Origin of the sequence: Xenorhabdus stockiae, assembly GCF_002632825.1 — a bacterium.
Classification (GTDB): domain Bacteria; phylum Pseudomonadota; class Gammaproteobacteria; order Enterobacterales; family Enterobacteriaceae; genus Xenorhabdus; species Xenorhabdus stockiae.
In genome coordinates, this window is record NZ_NJAJ01000009.1 from 37,045 (window position 1) to 53,748 (window position 16,704).

Sequence of the window (16,704 nt, forward strand, 5' to 3'; positions counted from 1 at the left end):
TTTCATTCTTAAATTTTTTTATAACAGTCAGTTATCTTACAGTTGTATGGTTTTCTTTTTGTCTTGATGAATTAGGGAGATGTATGGATCAAACCAACATCATTCGAGATCTGCTGCATTGGCTGGATAATAATCTGGATCGTCCTCTGTCCCTCGATCATGTTGCAGCAAAAGCAGGTTATTCCAAGTGGCACTTACAGCGCATGTTTAAGGATGTTACAGGACAAGCGATTGGTTCTTATATCCGCGCCAGACGGCTGTCTAAAGCTGCTGTTGCGCTGCGTTTGACTAGTCGTCCCATTCTGGACATTGCTCTGCAATATCGTTTTGATTCTCAACAAACCTTTACCAGAGCATTCAAAAAACAGTTTAATCGGACGCCAGCCTCTTACCGCCGAAGTGAAGAGTGGTGTGCTAGCGGTCTTTGTGCTCCTATTATGTTGGATAACAAACCGTTACCTGAACATAAGTTTGTGATTCTGGAAGATCAGTTGCTGACGGGTATTGAGCACAGCTGTTCTTACACTCTGGAGCAATGGTCAAAAGCCTGTACGGAAATGCGCCACAATTACTGGATTGCTTATTTGCAACACGCGGAAGTCTTGCCGCCTAAATTGTATGGCTTGCATCACTCCACCGTCAGCGCGGAGCATGAGGATGAGCAGACAGTTTTCTATACCACGGCAATAGAGCCGGAGTATGCGACCTTTGACACCAAGGATAGCCAGCCGGTTGTTTTACCGGGTGGGGAGTACATTTCATTCAGTTATTTTGGTAAAGAAGATCAGCTCGATGAGTTTCTCTCCAATATCTACACTGTCTGTTTACCTCAATTAAATATTACCCGCAGAAAAGGGTATGATGTTGAGCGATACTATCTCACTAATCTTGAAAGGAAAAAATTGCAGGATGAGTCTCAAAGCCACGTTGTGGAATTTGAATATCTCATCCCGATTCAGCGCTAACCTTGCAGCTCATCTAGTGCGGGCATATCCAGATGTGTGATATCGCCCGCTGTTTCAACGATCCAGCCAGGAGCCAGCCATGGGCTATCCTGATAATCGACTCTTGAGATAGAACAGTTTCTCAGCCGTAAGCGGCGTTCCGAGTTGGCCGGTAATCCTAAAATTGAACAGACCAGACTGACTAATGCCATCCCGTGGCTTACCAGTAAAGGGCGGCTTCCGGCTGGCAGGTCACGGCAACTTTCCAGTGCGGCACGCATCCGTTCAGATAACTCACTCATGGATTCGCCTTCTGGTATCCGCCCATTTGGTGTGCCATCAACGAGACTTTTACGCCATGTTTCTTCTTCTTGGGTCAGGGAGTTCAGATCACGGTTTTCAAGAACACCCATATTTATTTCCCGTAAACGAGGTTCTAATATCACTTCACAACCGCAAGCTTGTGCGATAATTTCTGCGGTTTGGCGTGTGCGACCGAGGTCACTAGTGATAACATGTGTGATGTTCTCTGATTTTACTTTTTGTGCTACCAAGAGTGCCTGACGTCGTCCGGTTTCAGTTAATGGGCTGTCAGATTGTCCCTGAATACGACGAGCCAAGTTCCATTCTGTTTCGCCATGACGAACAAGATATACCTGTAACATATTTATTTTCCGTTATACTGCATCATGAAATAGTTCAAAGGATTACTTATTTATTATGTACCATGTTATTGCTGCAACCACTAACCCTGCGAAAATAAAAGCGATTAGCCTTGCATTTGATGATGTTTTTGGAGCAGGAACATATCGTATAGAAGATGTCGATGTAGATAGCAGTGTTCCTCAACAGCCAATTGGTAATACTGAAACTCGTACTGGTGCCCGCCATCGGGTTATGGCTGCTCGTCAGGTTCGGCCGGAAGCCGATTTTTGGGTCGGTGTTGAAGCCGGAATCGAAGATGACATGACATTTGCCTGGATGGTTATTGAATATAAACAAATTCGGGGTGAATCGCGTTCTGCCAGCCTGATGCTGCCTGAAAAGGTACTGGAAGGCATTCGTGAAGGGCGTGAGCTTGGTCACGAAATGGCTTATTTGACCGGTGTTGATAATATCAAACAGAAAGGCGGGGCAATTGGCTTTTTTACCAATGGTATCCTGACTCGCACTAGTGTTTATCATCAGGCATTGATACTGGCTCTCGTTCCTATTCATCATGAAATTTACAAAGATATTGAATAACCAACTTTTATGATCCAGTCACAGAAGGCCATGACGTTATGGCCTCTGTATCTATACACTTCGTCTTTCAAGTTGCCTCTTTGTTGGCCGCGCTCACTCACCCCAGTCACATAGTTATCTATGCTCCAGGGGATGAGCTCCCTTGCCGCCGCGACGCACCTTAAAATCCATTGTGTATAATAATATCGAAATGCTCTTTTCTAACCGATTATTACCACAATAGATTTACTTCAATAATTGTGTTTCCAGCCATTCTTTGACGTGTGCTGGCGCTGATTTCAGGCTATTTGAACCACGCGTGATTGTTGCAATCCCAACACTCAGTTCGTTTTTCAGCTCGCGCTGGCTCATTTGCCCTCGCATTAATTCTTGAATAATCCGAACTCTGGTTGATAGTGCTGTACGCTCATCGGGTGTCAATAATAACTGCAAAATCTGATGTTGCAAATTTTGTTCGAATGCTGTTTGTAATAATTCTACAAAAGCAAACCAGTCATCACCCTCTTCTGGGGAAAGTGCAGGGTCAATCAAATGATTTTGTGTCATAATTTTTAGCCATACTATTTAACTAGTACAAAATCATACCATAATTGTATCTGAAATTAGTACCGTCTTTGCCATTCTGAATCGGTTAAGACATTAACTAATTTTCCCATAAAATTATGATAAAACATGTCATAAGCCAGAACATTTTTGACGTAGGCACGTGTTTCAGCAAATGGAATACTTTCGATGAATGCGATGGCATTGATGTTTCCTGCACTATTAGCCAGCCAGCGCTCAACATTTCTGGGGCCTGCATTATAAGCAGCACTGGCGAGTATGCGGTTATTACCGAAACTCTGGTACACCGATTCCAGATATGCAGTGCCAAGTTTGATATTCATGGTCGGGTTCATCAATTGGTTACTGCTGGCGTAGCCATCAATTTTTTTACTCTTTGCGGTATGTTCTGCTGTTGCTGGCATGAGTTGCATCAATCCGCTTGCCCCTTTCGGTGAGCGAGCCTGTGGATCCCACGCACTTTCCTGTCGTGCAATAGCCATGGCATAACTTTGTGAAATACTTTTATCTGAGGTGAAATGAGCAAACTCATTTTGCCATGCCAGAGGAAAACGCTCTTCAAGATGATCCCACATTTTGCCCACAATCGTAGCCTGCACACTGAGGGTAGGCCAGTTCTGTTCAAAAGCATAGCGGGCTAGCTGCTCTTGTTTTGTGCTGTTTTGTGCTGCAACGAGGTTGATCCATTCTGAACGTGCCAGATCATCCATATGCCAATACATTAATTCACGTATCCGCTTAATCTGTGGCAATTTCGCAATGGAAGCGTCAGGCCTTTCTGACTTATTGATAACCAGAGGATAGGGCAGATGTAATTTCTGTGCTGCTACCATAGGGTAGAAACCACGGTGTTCCATTAGCTTACGTAGTATTGAGTCTCCTTCTTTTTTCTTTCCTGTATTCAATAAGGTGATGGCGCGCCAGTATTGCCATTCATCTTTTTGCAGGACATTTTTAGGTAAAAGACTTAACCATTCAGCTAACCCTTTTTCATCAGCATTCCTGAGAGCCAGACGGGCACGACGTTCGATTAATGTACTGGAATGTGATGTGCGAATTGCGTTATCCCGCCATTTTTCTTGTTCCGGTGTAATCTCCCCCATTAATTGCCAGGCCACGATATCTTTTAATTTCTGTCTTTCTGTTTCATTCATTTTTTGTGCCCGGGCGATGGAAGGAATACTGAGCCGGGCTTTTTCTGTATTTTTACGGGCAAAGTGGGAAAACGCATTAGTGACAAAGAAGCGGGTAAAGTTCGTTGGCTTTACCATTCTGGCAAAATGTTCAACAGATGTGGGATCACTTTGTAGTTTTTGTAAATGAGCCTTTAAGCTATGGTAGTCGAAGGGCAGGCGATTAATAAGATAATTGGCAAGTGTCGTGTTATTCTCGTTTACGGCAAGTTCGATACGTTGCAATATTAAATTTACGGATAAATAGCCGGAACGCTCCCAGACGTTCAGTAAACTGTCACAATCATCGGGTAACGAACTCCCTCGTAACCAAATTTCTCTGGCACCTTCCCACGCCGTCTTGTGCTTTCCGGTTACCCAATTAGCAAAATAGTAATTGCAGCTTGCTACTACAGTATTTGGTTTATGGGGGCTGAATGCCAGAAGGCTATGCCAGTTTCCGTCACTCGCCAGTAAATTGATATATCGGGATGACAGGGAATTAGCCGGTGGCAGGGTTGGGTGAGTGTCAATAAAATGGCGTACCTGCTGAGGAGATGTCATTTTTAGGTTATGAACTAATTGCCGGTACTCAAGGTAAGGATACAGGGGATAATCCTTCAGTGTAGGCATTAACCGTTCAACTTCTTGCATGTTTTTCGCATCCCATGCGAGTTTTATTGCCTGATACCGCTCACGCTGGGCTTCCAGAGAATCAGCCTGTGCTATACCAACAACAGAAGCCAGACTGACAGCCATGATAAAATGCTGCCACTTATTTATAGTCACATACTCCTCCAGAAAATTGACGGCAACGAACAATACATTAATTGTTTTAATTATAATAATATTGAAGTGTTTTATCATACTAATGAATGTAAAAATTAGTGGTTTGATTGCAAGTTTAAGTAAGAAAAAAGATATGAATTAAATATTATTGCCATAATCGGTTATTAATTCATTTGATTCATACAATACGTTAATCATTTCAATTAGATGATAAAATGGAAAAGCTGCATTTCAGCATTCTTAATTCCCAAGGAGTTTCAAGATACATCGCAGTGGCAAGGAAATGGCAAATTCGTCGGAAACGAATTTCCTCAGTCAAAAGGCTGATTTCCGCTGTGGGGCAGGAACTTCTCATTAATTTCTGGAAGAATAGATAAACATCTATTGATAAAAACGGAGTCTGGGACGAGTGAGGGAAGCCGACGCGAAACCAACGAAGAGGTAGCCCGGAAGATAAAGATCATTACCTCATCTCTGTTTGATCGTGTGGAAAGAATGCTAAACAGGTAGCAACACGACGGCATTAATTTAGGGTAAAATACCCCATCCATGCCCCTTAAACGTAAATGAATATAGATATTCCCTTAATTATCAAAAGGTAAATTACATTGGCTCAATATGTTTATAGTATGCACCGGGTTGGAAAAATTGTTCCCCCGAAAAGGCATATTCTGAAAAATATCTCTCTTAGTTTTTTCCCCGGAGCAAAAATCGGTGTTCTTGGTCTGAATGGTGCCGGTAAATCGACCTTACTGCGTATCATGGCGGGCATTGATAAAGATATTGAGGGGGAAGCTCGCCCACAGCCTGGGATTAAAATCGGCTATTTGCCACAGGAGCCTAAACTTAATCTTGAGCACACTGTTCGCGAAGCGGTAGAAGAAGCCGTTGGCGAAGTTAAACATGCGCTGACACGTCTTGATGAAGTGTATGCTGCATATGCTGATCCTGATGCAGATTTTGACAAACTGGCAAAAGAGCAGGGTGAACTGGAAGCGATTATCCAGTCTCATGATGGTCATAATCTGGATAATCAGCTTGAGAGAGCGGCGGATGCTCTGCGTTTACCTGCATGGGATGCTAAAATTGAGCACCTGTCAGGGGGGGAACGTCGCCGTGTGGCAATTTGTCGCCTGCTGCTGGAAAAACCAGACATGCTGCTGCTGGATGAACCAACCAACCACCTTGATGCAGAATCTGTGGCGTGGCTGGAACGCTTCCTGCACGACTATGAAGGCACTGTCGTTGCAATTACCCATGACCGTTACTTCCTCGATAATGTGGCTGGCTGGATTTTGGAACTTGACCGTGGTGAAGGTATTCCGTGGGAAGGTAACTATTCTTCATGGCTGGAGCAAAAAGATGCTCGTCTGGCGCAGGAAGCTGCTTCAGAAGCGGCTCGCCGTAAATCCATTGAGAAAGAACTGGAATGGGTTCGTCAGAATCCAAAAGGGCGTCAGGCTAAAGGTAAGGCACGTTTGGCCCGCTTTGAAGAACTTAACAATGTTGAGTATCAAAAGCGCAATGAAACCAGTGAGTTGTTTATTCCACCAGGCCCACGTCTGGGAGACAAAGTACTGGAAGTCAGCAACCTGACCAAATCTTATGGTGATCGTGTTCTGATCGACAACCTGAGTTTTTCTCTGCCAAAAGGCGCAATTGTCGGGATTATTGGTCCGAATGGCGCCGGTAAATCAACTCTGTTCCGTATGCTGTCCGGTCAGGAACAGCCTGATTCCGGTTCAATCGCGCTGGGTGAAACAGTAACACTGGCCTCTGTTGACCAGTTCCGCGATGCCATGGATGATAAGAAAACGGTATGGGAAGAAGTTTCCGGTGGGCAGGATATTATGCGCATTGGTAACTTTGAGATCCCAAGCCGCGCCTATGTTGGCCGCTTTAACTTTAAGGGTGTGGATCAGGGCAAGCGCGTGGGTGAATTATCCGGTGGTGAGCGTGGCCGTCTGCATCTGGCAAAACTTCTACAGGTTGGTGGCAACATGTTGCTGCTGGATGAACCAACCAATGATCTGGATATCGAAACACTGCGTGCGCTGGAAAATGCCCTGCTGGAATTCCCTGGCTGTGCGATGGTTATTTCCCATGACCGCTGGTTCCTTGACCGCATTGCAACGCACATTATCGATTATCAGGATGAAGGTAAAGTGACTTTCTTTGAAGGGAACTTTAGCGAATACGAAGATTACAAGAAGCGTACTCTGGGTGCTGAAGCACTGGAACCGCACCGTATTAAGTATAAAAAAATCAGCAAGTAAAACTGATTTAAGTGAAATAGGAAACGGCCTGATATCAGGCCGTTTTTTTAAGGAAATAACAATCAGGATACCATTACTCTTCGTTCCTGAAAGGACTCATATGTCTTAACAATTTTACCGCTTTCCAGAGTAATCATGCTGTCAGCATATTGAATCAGGCGCTTATCCTGAGAGGCGATAACGACGGTGCCTTTCTGCTCATGAGCGATAAATTTAAAGATATCAATAAACATCTTTAATTCCTGATGGTTCAGGTGACGAGTCGGTTCATCAGCAAACAAGTATTCAGGTCTTTTCACGATGGCTTTTGCCATAGCTGCTCGCTGTCTTTCATTTTCAGAAAGCTCACCTGGATAGTAACGGCTCTTATCACCTAATTTCACAATATCTAACGACTTCTGTGCAATTTTTACTGCCAGCTCCCGGGAAAGGGATAATCCGTAAGAATTAGACAATAACAAGTTATCTAACAGCGTAAGTTCACTGGATAAATTAAAACTCTGGAAAATGAACCCACTACTTTGTGAATGAAACTGACCTAACTCGGAATCACTCATTAGTTTTAGCTTGTTATTATTAATGAATACATCTCCTTGATCTGGTTGTAACATACCCGAAGCAATCGATAGCAATGTGCTGTTTGTGGATGCTTTCGGCCCTGTTATCAAAGTAATTTCACCTGGTATAATAGAAAATGTGATGTCTGAAATCATTTCATAATTAACTGTATTACCAGTTAAACCATATGAAATATTGATAACTTCAATCGATTTAAATTGATTTAAGTTCATATTCTCAACACAATTAGGTTAAAAAGTTAAAGCTTTTTCCTTAAATATGTTATCTAAATCTATTTACAGTATTATTAATATCAATAAGACATAATATGAATTCAAATAGTTCATTTGTGAAATATCTCGGTAATAATATACTAAACTTATGTCAATTATTATTTACAATTATTATATGATAAATGAGATATTTCTTAGTCTTAGAGTAAAATGTTAATGATTTTCGTCGTTACTAAGAAAAAGACAACATACATAAAAAAGGTATAAATTATTCTGTTTTTATTCCAATTTTATAATAAGGAAAAAAGTCATTTTACTCATATAAAAAATATAATGTTTTTTTTACATCACCTCCATCCTTTAATAGAAAACACATGTAAAATGTGTGGTTATCATTGATAATAAAAGAATTTTATATAGATAAATCAACAGGTCCGTCCATTAAATGACTTATCTTCTGACAATTCAAGCCTAAACGGAGAAACCTAAGCATCAAAAAATATTATTAACAGAATCTATTTTGTTACTATTGTAAAAATAACTAAACGAAACATTTAATTAGAGTACAATCGAGAATAAAACATAAAATAACAAAAATTGCCATAGAAAATAAATCATTTTAATTAATCATTACGCTAATAACAGTTTAGGCTAATAGTATATATACTTTAATCTTTCAAGTTGCCGCCCGGTATAATTGTTTATTTTCGGTTGCTGCAACTTGAAATTTATTTTGGAGAATATGAACAATTGTTAATACGCTAACATTTCTTGAACCAGTTCTACACACTGAAGAAAACGTTGATCATAATCAGGTGAGTTAACACATACATAATCAATATTATTTTTCTTCAACATACTTTCAAGCAATTGCTGAAACGCTTTACGATCCTGTTCACTTCCCAGGCTTCTTAACCCGTCAGCGATCCAAGGGGTGTTATTTTCTAATAAGATGACTAAGTCAAATCGATATTCATCAATCAGTGCCTGAACGAAGGGGTGTTCTTTTCCTTCATAGCGCTTACAAAATGCCTGTGTTGTGACAAAATCAGTATCAATAAAAGCAACTTTGTTTGCGTATTTTACACAAAAATCAATATATTGAGCGTGACCTAAAGCTATTTTATCGTAATCAGAGTATTGCAGCGCCATCTCATCTCCCCCTAAATGGGAAAATACATACTCACGCCCATATTCCCATGCACTGGTTGTGTTAAACATATTGGCCAGTTTATTGACCAGTGTGGATTTCCCGCTGGATTCGCCTCCGAGAATGGCAACCGTACGTACAAAGAAAGGTTTTACTTCTGTTGGAATATATTCCCAATAGCGGAAAGGCGCCTGCCGTATCTGGCTGCCGCTGATATTCATAAATGAACGTTGTGGATCGACAAGAATGGTTTCAATGCCAAAATGCTCTTTATAGAGAGGAACGTCTTGTGCTTCGCTGGAATAGATATACTGAGGGGTAATGCCTTTTGCAGACATAAATTGTTTTGCGCTCTGACTCCATTTTTCCCAGCCGTTTGGGTAGGGTTCGATACCTTGTTCATCAAAAGAATGGATATGAATATTTTTCTGATATTTGAATGTTTGTAACAGCCATCTCAGGCGATCACTGACGGTAGGTTGCTGAGACATGGAACTGTTGATAAACAACTCCCGATCCCGTAATTCATCGTAACAGAGAAAAACGTGCAATTCATCGACCTGGCTGGATGCTCGCTGAATCAAATAGATATGCCCAGTATGTAACGGATAAAATTTACCAAACACAACACCGATAGTTTTCTTTTCCATAGGGTACGCCAATCCTAAATGTTGATGAAGAGATGCTAATTTCTGTGCACTCGGGCTTTTTATCTTGCCGTTAATGAGCTGGCTTAAATAGCCTTTCGTCATGCCACTTGCATCAGCAACTTGTTGTAAAGTGTGATTCGCCTGTTTAATTGCCTCTTTTAAATAGTCAAACTGCCCCATATAACCCCCTATGTTGTTTAGTATACTAAACAACATAGCATGCCAACAGGGAAAGGTAAAAACAAAACTGGCCGGTTATCGGGCTATACACAATGGATTTCAAGGTGCGTCGCGGCGGCAAAGGAGTACATCCCCGGGAACATAGATAACTATGTGACTGGGGCGAACGAGTGCAGCCAACAAAGAGGCAACTTGAAAGACGAGGTATATATTAATCATCCAGATCATCAAGAACAGACAGAGCATCTGACAATTTTTTAACGCCGAATACTTTCATGTCAGGCAATGATTTTTTGGACATATTGGCATAGGGCACAATTGCTCGTTTAAAGCCATGTTTAGCCGCTTCTGAAATACGCTCCTGACCGCTGGGAACAGGGCGGATTTCTCCTGCCAGCCCGACTTCACCAAAGACAACCAAATCACGGGGCAGAGGGCGGTCACGGAAACTGGAAACTAAAGAGAGCAGTAAAGCAAGGTCGGCGCTGGTTTCTGTCACTTTCACACCACCCACGACGTTAACAAAGACATCCTGATCAGCCATTTGCAAACCACCATGTTTGTGCAATATTGCCAGCAAAATTGCCAGTCGGTTCTGCTCAAGCCCTACAGCTACCCGGCGTGGATTAGGCATCATAGAGTGATCGACCAGTGCCTGAATTTCCACCAGCAGAGGACGAGTACCCTCCCAGACAATCATGACAGAACTGCCGGAAGTAATTTCATCACCACGACTTAAAAAGATAGCAGAAGGGTTATTGACTTCCCGTAGCCCCTGTTCAGTCATGGCGAATACACCCAGCTCATTAACTGCACCGAAACGATTTTTATGGCTGCGGAGAGTTCGGAAACGGGAATCGGCTTCACCATCCAGCATCACTGAGCAGTCAATACAGTGTTCCAGTACTTTCGGGCCTGCCAGAGAGCCATCTTTAGTCACATGGCCGACCATAATGATTGCAACTCCCCGGGTTTTGGCAAATCGGGTCAGATAAGCCGCTGTTTCTCTGACCTGTGCCACACTGCCGGGAGAAGACTGAATATCAGCCATATGCATAACCTGAATGGAGTCAATAACCATCAGCTTAGGCTGCTCTTGCTCGGCAATCAGGCAAATCTGCTCAATACTTGTTTCTGACAGCATGTTCAGTTTATCTGTCGGCAAGCCTAGTCGGTGTGCTCTCATGGCGACCTGCTGTAACGATTCCTCACCGGTGACATATAAGGTTTTCATTTGTTCAGATAGCAGACACATGGTTTGCAGTAACAGGGTACTTTTCCCCGCTCCCGGATTACCGCCGATCAAAATAGCGCTACCGGGAACGACGCCTCCCCCCAGTACGCGGTCAAACTCTTTAAATCCGGTAGAAAATCGGGGCAATTCTTCCAGACTGATTTCAGAAAGTTTTTGTACTTTGCTGACTCCGGCATCCCCTGCGTAACCGCTGAAACGTTCATTGCGGGGAGAGGACGCCGCGGCTAAACGGATTTCCGTGATGGTATTCCATGCCTGACATGCAGTACACTGCCCCTGCCAGCGGGGGTAATCTGCCCCACATTCGTTACAGACAAATGCCCGTTTTGCTGCTTTTGCCACTCTATTCTCCCTATACTTCTACAAAATAATTTTTAACGTTCTTCGTGTTTCAGGCCACCGCTCAAAACACACAGAACGCCCATTAAATCCGCATGGCGAATACCTACTTTAGCGTGCGTGTATACTTTTGGTTTTGCGTGATAGGCAATGCCCAGACCTGCCTTGCGGATCATTTTCAAATCGTTAGCACCATCGCCTATGGCGACAGTCTGGCTAAGGGGGATATCCAGCTCTTTTGCCAGCCGTATTAATGTGGTGGCTTTATATTTCGCATCAACGATTGGCCCTTTGATTTTGCCGGTTAATTTGCCGTCTTTTATTTCAAGTTGGTTGGCAACGGAGGCAAAAAGACGTAGTTGCTGGCGCAGAGTATCAGCGAAGAAAGTAAAGCCTCCGGAGGCAATGGCGACATGCCAGTCGAGGGATTGTAGTTTGCGGACAAGGCTGGTTAAACCGGATGTAAGAGGCAGAGTATCCATGACTTGCTGCAATATTGCGGCATCAGCGCCAGCCAGTTGGGCAACCCGTTGATGAAGGCTTTCTGAGAAATCTAACTCTCCCTGCATGGCTCGCTCTGTAATTTCAGCAACTTTATCACCTACACCAGCCAGTCGTGCAATTTCATCAATACATTCAATCTGAATGGCAGTTGAATCCATATCCATGACTAATAAACCGGGTGAACGCAGACGGGGGATCTGTCCCAACGGAACAACATCCAGACAACACTCATCCGCCAGTCGTTTGATACGCGGCGACAAGCCGCCGGCGATACGAACAACCTGATAATCATCAATGCGCCATGAGGAAACAACAACAATAGCGACTCCCAGACGATGCTGAAAATCACTGATCCGTTGTTTATCCAGATTGCGGCCATACAACAGCCAGCCTCTGTCTCCTGCTCGGTAATCCAGTGGCATGACTTCATCTCCACTGAGAGATAGTGGTAATCCCGGCCATTTATGGATTTCATCGGGTAAGTAACGATAGGCCAGATTGTTAGACATGAATATCGACTCCTGTAATTCCATGTAACATGTAATAAATAGGGCAGGCAAAAAATGCTTTTCAAACTATCCTATCACTACTGCATCTGGCAACATGGAATGTAACGAGCATTAGGTGGGATAACTATGAGTAAAGCAAAATTAAAATTTCGACTGCACAAAACCGCAATTATCTTAATATGTATAGCATTATTGGTCTTGTTGATGCAGGGCGTATCCTATTTTAGCCGTTCACAACAACAGGCCCATATGGATCAGTTTGAAGATCTGGCAAGGACATTGGCAAAACAGGTTGCATTCAGCCTGTCTGCTGATATGGAGAATGGCAGCAAGGAAGTCAATAATCAAAAGATTATGGATAATCTGAACTATTTAACCAATAAAAGTCGTATTCTCGATGCCAGTGTTTATCTGGAAAACGGAATACAGATTGCGCGGAGTGGCGAACTGGTTTCTGTCCGGGAACGGTTATCTTTGGATGGTAAAAAAGCGGGCAGTTATTTCAATCAGCAAATTGTGGTTCCTATACCGGGAAAAAATAAACCGAAAGGTTTTCTGCGCCTGACTCTGGATACACACAGGTTGGCAACAGAAGCCAAGCAGGTGGATAATACGACTAATCTGCTCAGGGTCATGTTGCTATTAGCTCTGGCGATTGGCTTTATTCTTGCTCATAATTTATTACAGCTAGCTCCCAGCCGTTGGCAGCAATCCCCTTATTTGTTGACTGCCAAAACCAAATCATCGGATGAAAATAATAAAGGAGATGAATCTGCCCGTTAACTGGTATTGGTGCCAGAACTACCTTTATTTAAATAAAGACTATTTAAATAAAAAGTGCTTTGAGAAATAGTTTTCCGGGCAGAAAAGAAACGGTGCTGTATTGAGCAAGATGGTCTGCTGACTAAAATGAAGCCAAACACAGCGCTGTTCCTTACCGCTATTTATCGTAATACAATTTGACGCAAATAGAATAAATCACACAATGTAACAGTGCCGCCGCTATTGAACCGTAAAAAATGATGGTGTGATGCGGTAGAGCTGAACTAAGCAGCGGAATGTGATCAAAACGAAAAACATACATATGAAAAGAAATAGCCAGAATTGTCAGTATAATTCCTGAAACATTGTGATAAATATGATGTGATAATAAAAGGTGCTTTATCAAAAAGAAAAAAGGGATAAGCATGAATAAAGAAATTATTATGTAAGTCATTATCATTTACTCCGGTATTATAAAATTTCACCATGAAAATGTTTTCTGAGTATCACTATAAATAAACGTTTTTCCTTTTATTACTCTTGTTTTCCTTTTCCGCTGTGCAATCTATTTTTGCTTTATCTAAAGTGATGAGGTAAAGATAGACCTCTCTTTATATATAGATATTAAATATAGTTATTATTTATATTTCCTATAATGTTAATGAGTTTTTTAATTATCATTCTTACAGCGAGAATATAGGAATATTCTGCTTTTTATCCAATGTTAGTATTCAGTGATTAAATTTTAAGGGTAATGCAATACCAAATATCAGAAATAATAATATAACTAATGCCGTGTTTGTTAATTCATATAAAGGGGGGATTGATTGGTTTAAAACCGGGTCTTTAATTTCTGCATTTTTTTCGTCTAATAAATATTGATTATCATAAATACCTGAAAGTATTTTTTCAGCACGTTGATGCTCAGAATAATGAACCAGCAGCTTCACACCACCAAAGGCATGGGAGCACATATAAGTATTCCATACCACTCCTTCATCTAATATTTGGGCATAGATGCCTTCTGATAGCATTCTGCCCCGAATAATATGAGCTTCTATCGGCGACATAAACGTTGCCAGATACTGCATATACCCTATTTTCGGAGATATGTTCCACATAAGCACTCCTTAATCAAACCGTAGGCAATATTCGTACCCATTAACCAAAGTATAATTTAACATCAGATATGAGCATATTTAAACAGCCTGAACTCTGTATAAAACAGAATTCAGGCCTGATTGGAGGAACGATTTCGTCGTTTATTAAGGCAGATCATTTGGTGGTTTTATATGAGTATCATCCTAAATTGAGGACTGTCAGATTATAAGTATCGGGATTGGGGCCAAGGCGTTTACCAATATCCAATCCAGCCATGATAGTCAGATCCTCTTTCTCCAGCCTGAAATCAAAAACATCAAAGTTTTCTTTAATGCGTGAAGGCGTGACTGATTTAGGAATAGCAATCATGCCACTGTCGAGGTGCCAGCGGATAACAATCTGAGCAGGTGTTTTATCATATTTAATTGCCAGACTTTCAACTAATGGATGATCAAAAACACCTTTACCGCCCCGGGATAACGGACTCCAGGACTCAGTGATAATATGGTGTGTGGCATTCCATGAATGCAGTTGCCTCTGTTGCATCAGGGGATGCAGTTCGATTTGATTGATAGCAGGCACAATGCCTGTTTCTGAAAATAGTTTCTGCAAATGTTCAATATGAAAGTTACATACCCCGATACTGCGGACGAGCCCCGATTCTTTTAACTCAATAAATTGTTTCCATGTTTCAACATATTTATCCTGTTGGGGAACCGGCCAGTGAATTAGAAAGAGATCAATATACTCCAGCTGTAATCTATCCAGACTCTCTTGCAGTGCGGTTTTTGCATCCTGATGGCGATCATTCCACAGCTTGGTCGTGATAAAAACCTCCTCGCGTGGGATACAACTTTCCCGCAATGCTTTTCCGACACCTGTTTCATTGTGATAAATCGCGGCTGTATCAATAGAGCGATAACCCACATTCAGCGCGGTATCGATGGCTTTAACAACCTGTTCATTACTCGCCTGCCAGACTCCAATTCCTAATTGCGGCATGAGATTTCCGTCAACGAGTTTAATAATTGTCTGCTGACCCATTCTTACCTCCTCCAGATTTGGAATATCAGATGGACGCCTCGTAAATCCGCTTGCTAACTTCAAGCGTAATATCCTGGTGTTCACCTAAAGCAACCAAACCCTGCTGTTCTAGTTTTTGGATCATTCCCGGTATAGAGCTGCCATCAAGCTGATAATCAGAGAAATGGGTTTTTACACCGAGACTTTCAAAAAATTCACGAGTGGCATGGATTGCCTGATTAATACGCTGTTCTTCCGTTCCTTCCGTAAAATGCCAGATACGCTCAGCATATTGCAGAAGTTTTGCGTGTTTAGTATCCCGCTTTTCCTGTAAGAGATGCGGCAAAATAATCGCCAGTGTCTGAGCGTGATCTAAATTGTGAAAAGCTGTCAACTGATGTGCCAGCATGTGGGTTGCCCAGTCCTGTGGAACGCCTGCCCCCACAAGCCCGTTGAGGGCCTGAGTTGCCGTCCACATAATATTGGCTCGCGCATCATAATCTCTGGGATCTTTGAGTACCTTTGGCCCTTCTTCCAGTAATGTGAGAAGCAAACTTTCGGCGTAGCGATCCTGTACTTTTGCATTGACAGGGTAAGTCAGGTATTGCTCAAGTGTGTGTACAAATGCATCAACAATACCATTTGCGGTTTGGCGGGGAGAAAGGGAATAAGTGACTTCAGGATCGAGAATAGCGACTTTAGGATAAATAAAAGGTGATACAAAATGCAGCTTATCGTGTGTTTTCAGGCGGCTGACCACCGAAATATTATTTGTTTCAGAGCCTGTGGCGGGTAGCGTCAGAACGCATGAGAACGGAAGTGCAGAAGTGATATTTTCACCGTTGGTTGTCAAAATTTCCCATAAATCTTCATGGGGATAATTGACTGCGGCAGCAACGAATTTTGTGCCATCAATGACCGAGCCGCCACCCACAGCCAGTAAATAATTGATATCGTGATGGCGTATATGTTCCACCGCTTTGATAAGTGTTTCATAGGCAGGGTTTGGTTCAATTCCGCCGAATCCGTCAACGGAATAACCTTCCAGTGCAGCATGAACCTGAGCAAGAACGCCATTATTCTTAATACTGCCACCACCATAAAGTAGCAATATTCTGGCATCCTGAGGTATTTCATTGCGTAACTGGGCTATCTGTCCTTTACCGAAAATGACTTTGGTTGGGGTGTGTAGTGTGAAGTTTTGCATAACAACAATCCTTACTGACTGAATAACAAAAACTTTTCCCATGTTTTAACATTCGGTTATTGAGTTATGTTGGTTTATTGCAGTGATAGAGTCCACTCTATGCAGGATCATGTATCTTAATGCCAGATTATTGGCTGTATGATGCTTGTCTGAGTGGACTCGGATTGTTTAATTTTTTTGTTGATAAGTTAATAGCTAGAAAAAATAGTGTGATTTTGGGAACAGCGGTAAATAACCGATTTG

At 42.2% G+C, this 16,704-nt stretch carries 14 protein-coding genes; 4 read left to right on the top strand and 10 right to left on the bottom strand.

The features are described 5' to 3' along the window. Positions 1-83 precede the first annotated feature (83 nt). Positions 84-965 carry an MDR efflux pump AcrAB transcriptional activator RobA gene (gene robA, locus Xsto_RS05990; protein ID WP_099108794.1) on the top strand — a complete coding sequence of 294 codons (882 nt, stop codon included), beginning with the start codon at positions 84-86 and terminating at the stop codon, positions 963-965. On the opposite strand, the gene gpmB is transcribed toward robA, so the two are convergent. Further along, positions 962-1,609 carry a 2,3-diphosphoglycerate-dependent phosphoglycerate mutase GpmB gene (gpmB, locus tag Xsto_RS05995; protein ID WP_099108793.1) on the bottom strand — a complete coding sequence of 216 codons (648 nt, stop codon included), beginning with the start codon at positions 1,607-1,609 and terminating at the stop codon, positions 962-964. The two genes, robA and gpmB, sit on opposite strands and share 4 nt — an antisense overlap. A 55-nt stretch (positions 1,610-1,664) precedes the next feature. Between gpmB and yjjX the strand changes: the two genes are divergently transcribed. Continuing rightward, a complete protein-coding gene (gene yjjX, locus Xsto_RS06000) occupies positions 1,665-2,189 on the top strand; it encodes an inosine/xanthosine triphosphatase (RefSeq protein ID WP_099108792.1) in 525 nt (174 codons plus the stop codon). A gap of 225 nt (positions 2,190-2,414) precedes the next feature. Here the strand turns inward: yjjX and trpR are convergent, their stop codons facing one another. Both trpR and sltY read right to left on the bottom strand, forming a co-directional pair. Continuing rightward, positions 2,415-2,735: a trp operon repressor gene (gene trpR / locus Xsto_RS06005; protein WP_099108791.1), complete on the bottom strand. Its 321-nt coding sequence runs from the start codon at positions 2,733-2,735 to the stop codon at positions 2,415-2,417. Between the two features lie 56 nt (positions 2,736-2,791). Continuing rightward, positions 2,792-4,708, bottom strand: coding sequence for a murein transglycosylase (gene sltY, locus Xsto_RS06010; protein WP_169926598.1), 1,917 nt, complete (start codon positions 4,706-4,708; stop codon positions 2,792-2,794). Positions 4,709-5,322: 614 nt separating this feature from the next. Here sltY and ettA point away from each other — a divergent pair. Next, positions 5,323-6,990: an energy-dependent translational throttle protein EttA gene (gene ettA, locus Xsto_RS06015; RefSeq protein ID WP_099124382.1), complete on the top strand. Its 1,668-nt coding sequence runs from the start codon at positions 5,323-5,325 to the stop codon at positions 6,988-6,990. Positions 6,991-7,052: 62 nt separating this feature from the next. Here the strand turns inward: ettA and Xsto_RS06020 are convergent, their stop codons facing one another. The 4 genes from Xsto_RS06020 to serB form a co-directional block, all read right to left on the bottom strand. Beyond that, entirely contained in the window at positions 7,053-7,781 is a 729-nt protein-coding gene (locus Xsto_RS06020; RefSeq protein WP_099108788.1) for an ATP-binding cassette domain-containing protein, read from the bottom strand. 753 nt (positions 7,782-8,534) lie between these two features. Then, on the bottom strand, positions 8,535-9,761 hold the full coding sequence (nadR, locus tag Xsto_RS06025) for a multifunctional transcriptional regulator/nicotinamide-nucleotide adenylyltransferase/ribosylnicotinamide kinase NadR (protein ID WP_099124383.1): 1,227 nt from the start codon (positions 9,759-9,761) through the stop codon (positions 8,535-8,537). 211 nt (positions 9,762-9,972) lie between these two features. Further along, positions 9,973-11,358, bottom strand: a complete 1,386-nt coding sequence (gene radA / locus Xsto_RS06030) for a DNA repair protein RadA (RefSeq protein ID WP_099108786.1) — start codon at positions 11,356-11,358, stop codon at positions 9,973-9,975. A 32-nt stretch (positions 11,359-11,390) separates the two neighbouring features. Beyond that, positions 11,391-12,368, bottom strand: coding sequence for a phosphoserine phosphatase (gene serB, locus Xsto_RS06035; RefSeq protein WP_099124384.1), 978 nt, complete (start codon positions 12,366-12,368; stop codon positions 11,391-11,393). 126 nt (positions 12,369-12,494) lie between these two features. On the opposite strand from serB, the gene Xsto_RS06040 reads away from it, so the two are divergent. Beyond that, positions 12,495-13,151 (top strand): YtjB family periplasmic protein, encoded by a 657-nt coding sequence (locus Xsto_RS06040; RefSeq protein ID WP_099108784.1) that lies wholly within the window; start codon positions 12,495-12,497, stop codon positions 13,149-13,151. 710 nt (positions 13,152-13,861) lie between these two features. Here the strand turns inward: Xsto_RS06040 and Xsto_RS06050 are convergent. The 3 genes from Xsto_RS06050 to yqhD all read right to left on the bottom strand — a co-directional run bounded on the left by Xsto_RS06050 (position 13,862) and on the right by yqhD (position 16,461). Then, entirely contained in the window at positions 13,862-14,200 is a 339-nt protein-coding gene (locus tag Xsto_RS06050) for a DUF2007 domain-containing protein (protein WP_241537889.1), read from the bottom strand. Between the two features lie 229 nt (positions 14,201-14,429). Next, the gene (gene dkgA, locus Xsto_RS06055) at positions 14,430-15,275 is read right to left on the bottom strand and encodes a 2,5-didehydrogluconate reductase DkgA (RefSeq protein ID WP_099108781.1); all 846 of its coding nucleotides are present in this window, start codon (positions 15,273-15,275) and stop codon (positions 14,430-14,432) included. Between the two features lie 25 nt (positions 15,276-15,300). Continuing rightward, positions 15,301-16,461 (bottom strand): alcohol dehydrogenase, encoded by a 1,161-nt coding sequence (gene yqhD, locus Xsto_RS06060; RefSeq protein WP_099124385.1) that lies wholly within the window; start codon positions 16,459-16,461, stop codon positions 15,301-15,303. Positions 16,462-16,704 lie beyond the last annotated feature (243 nt).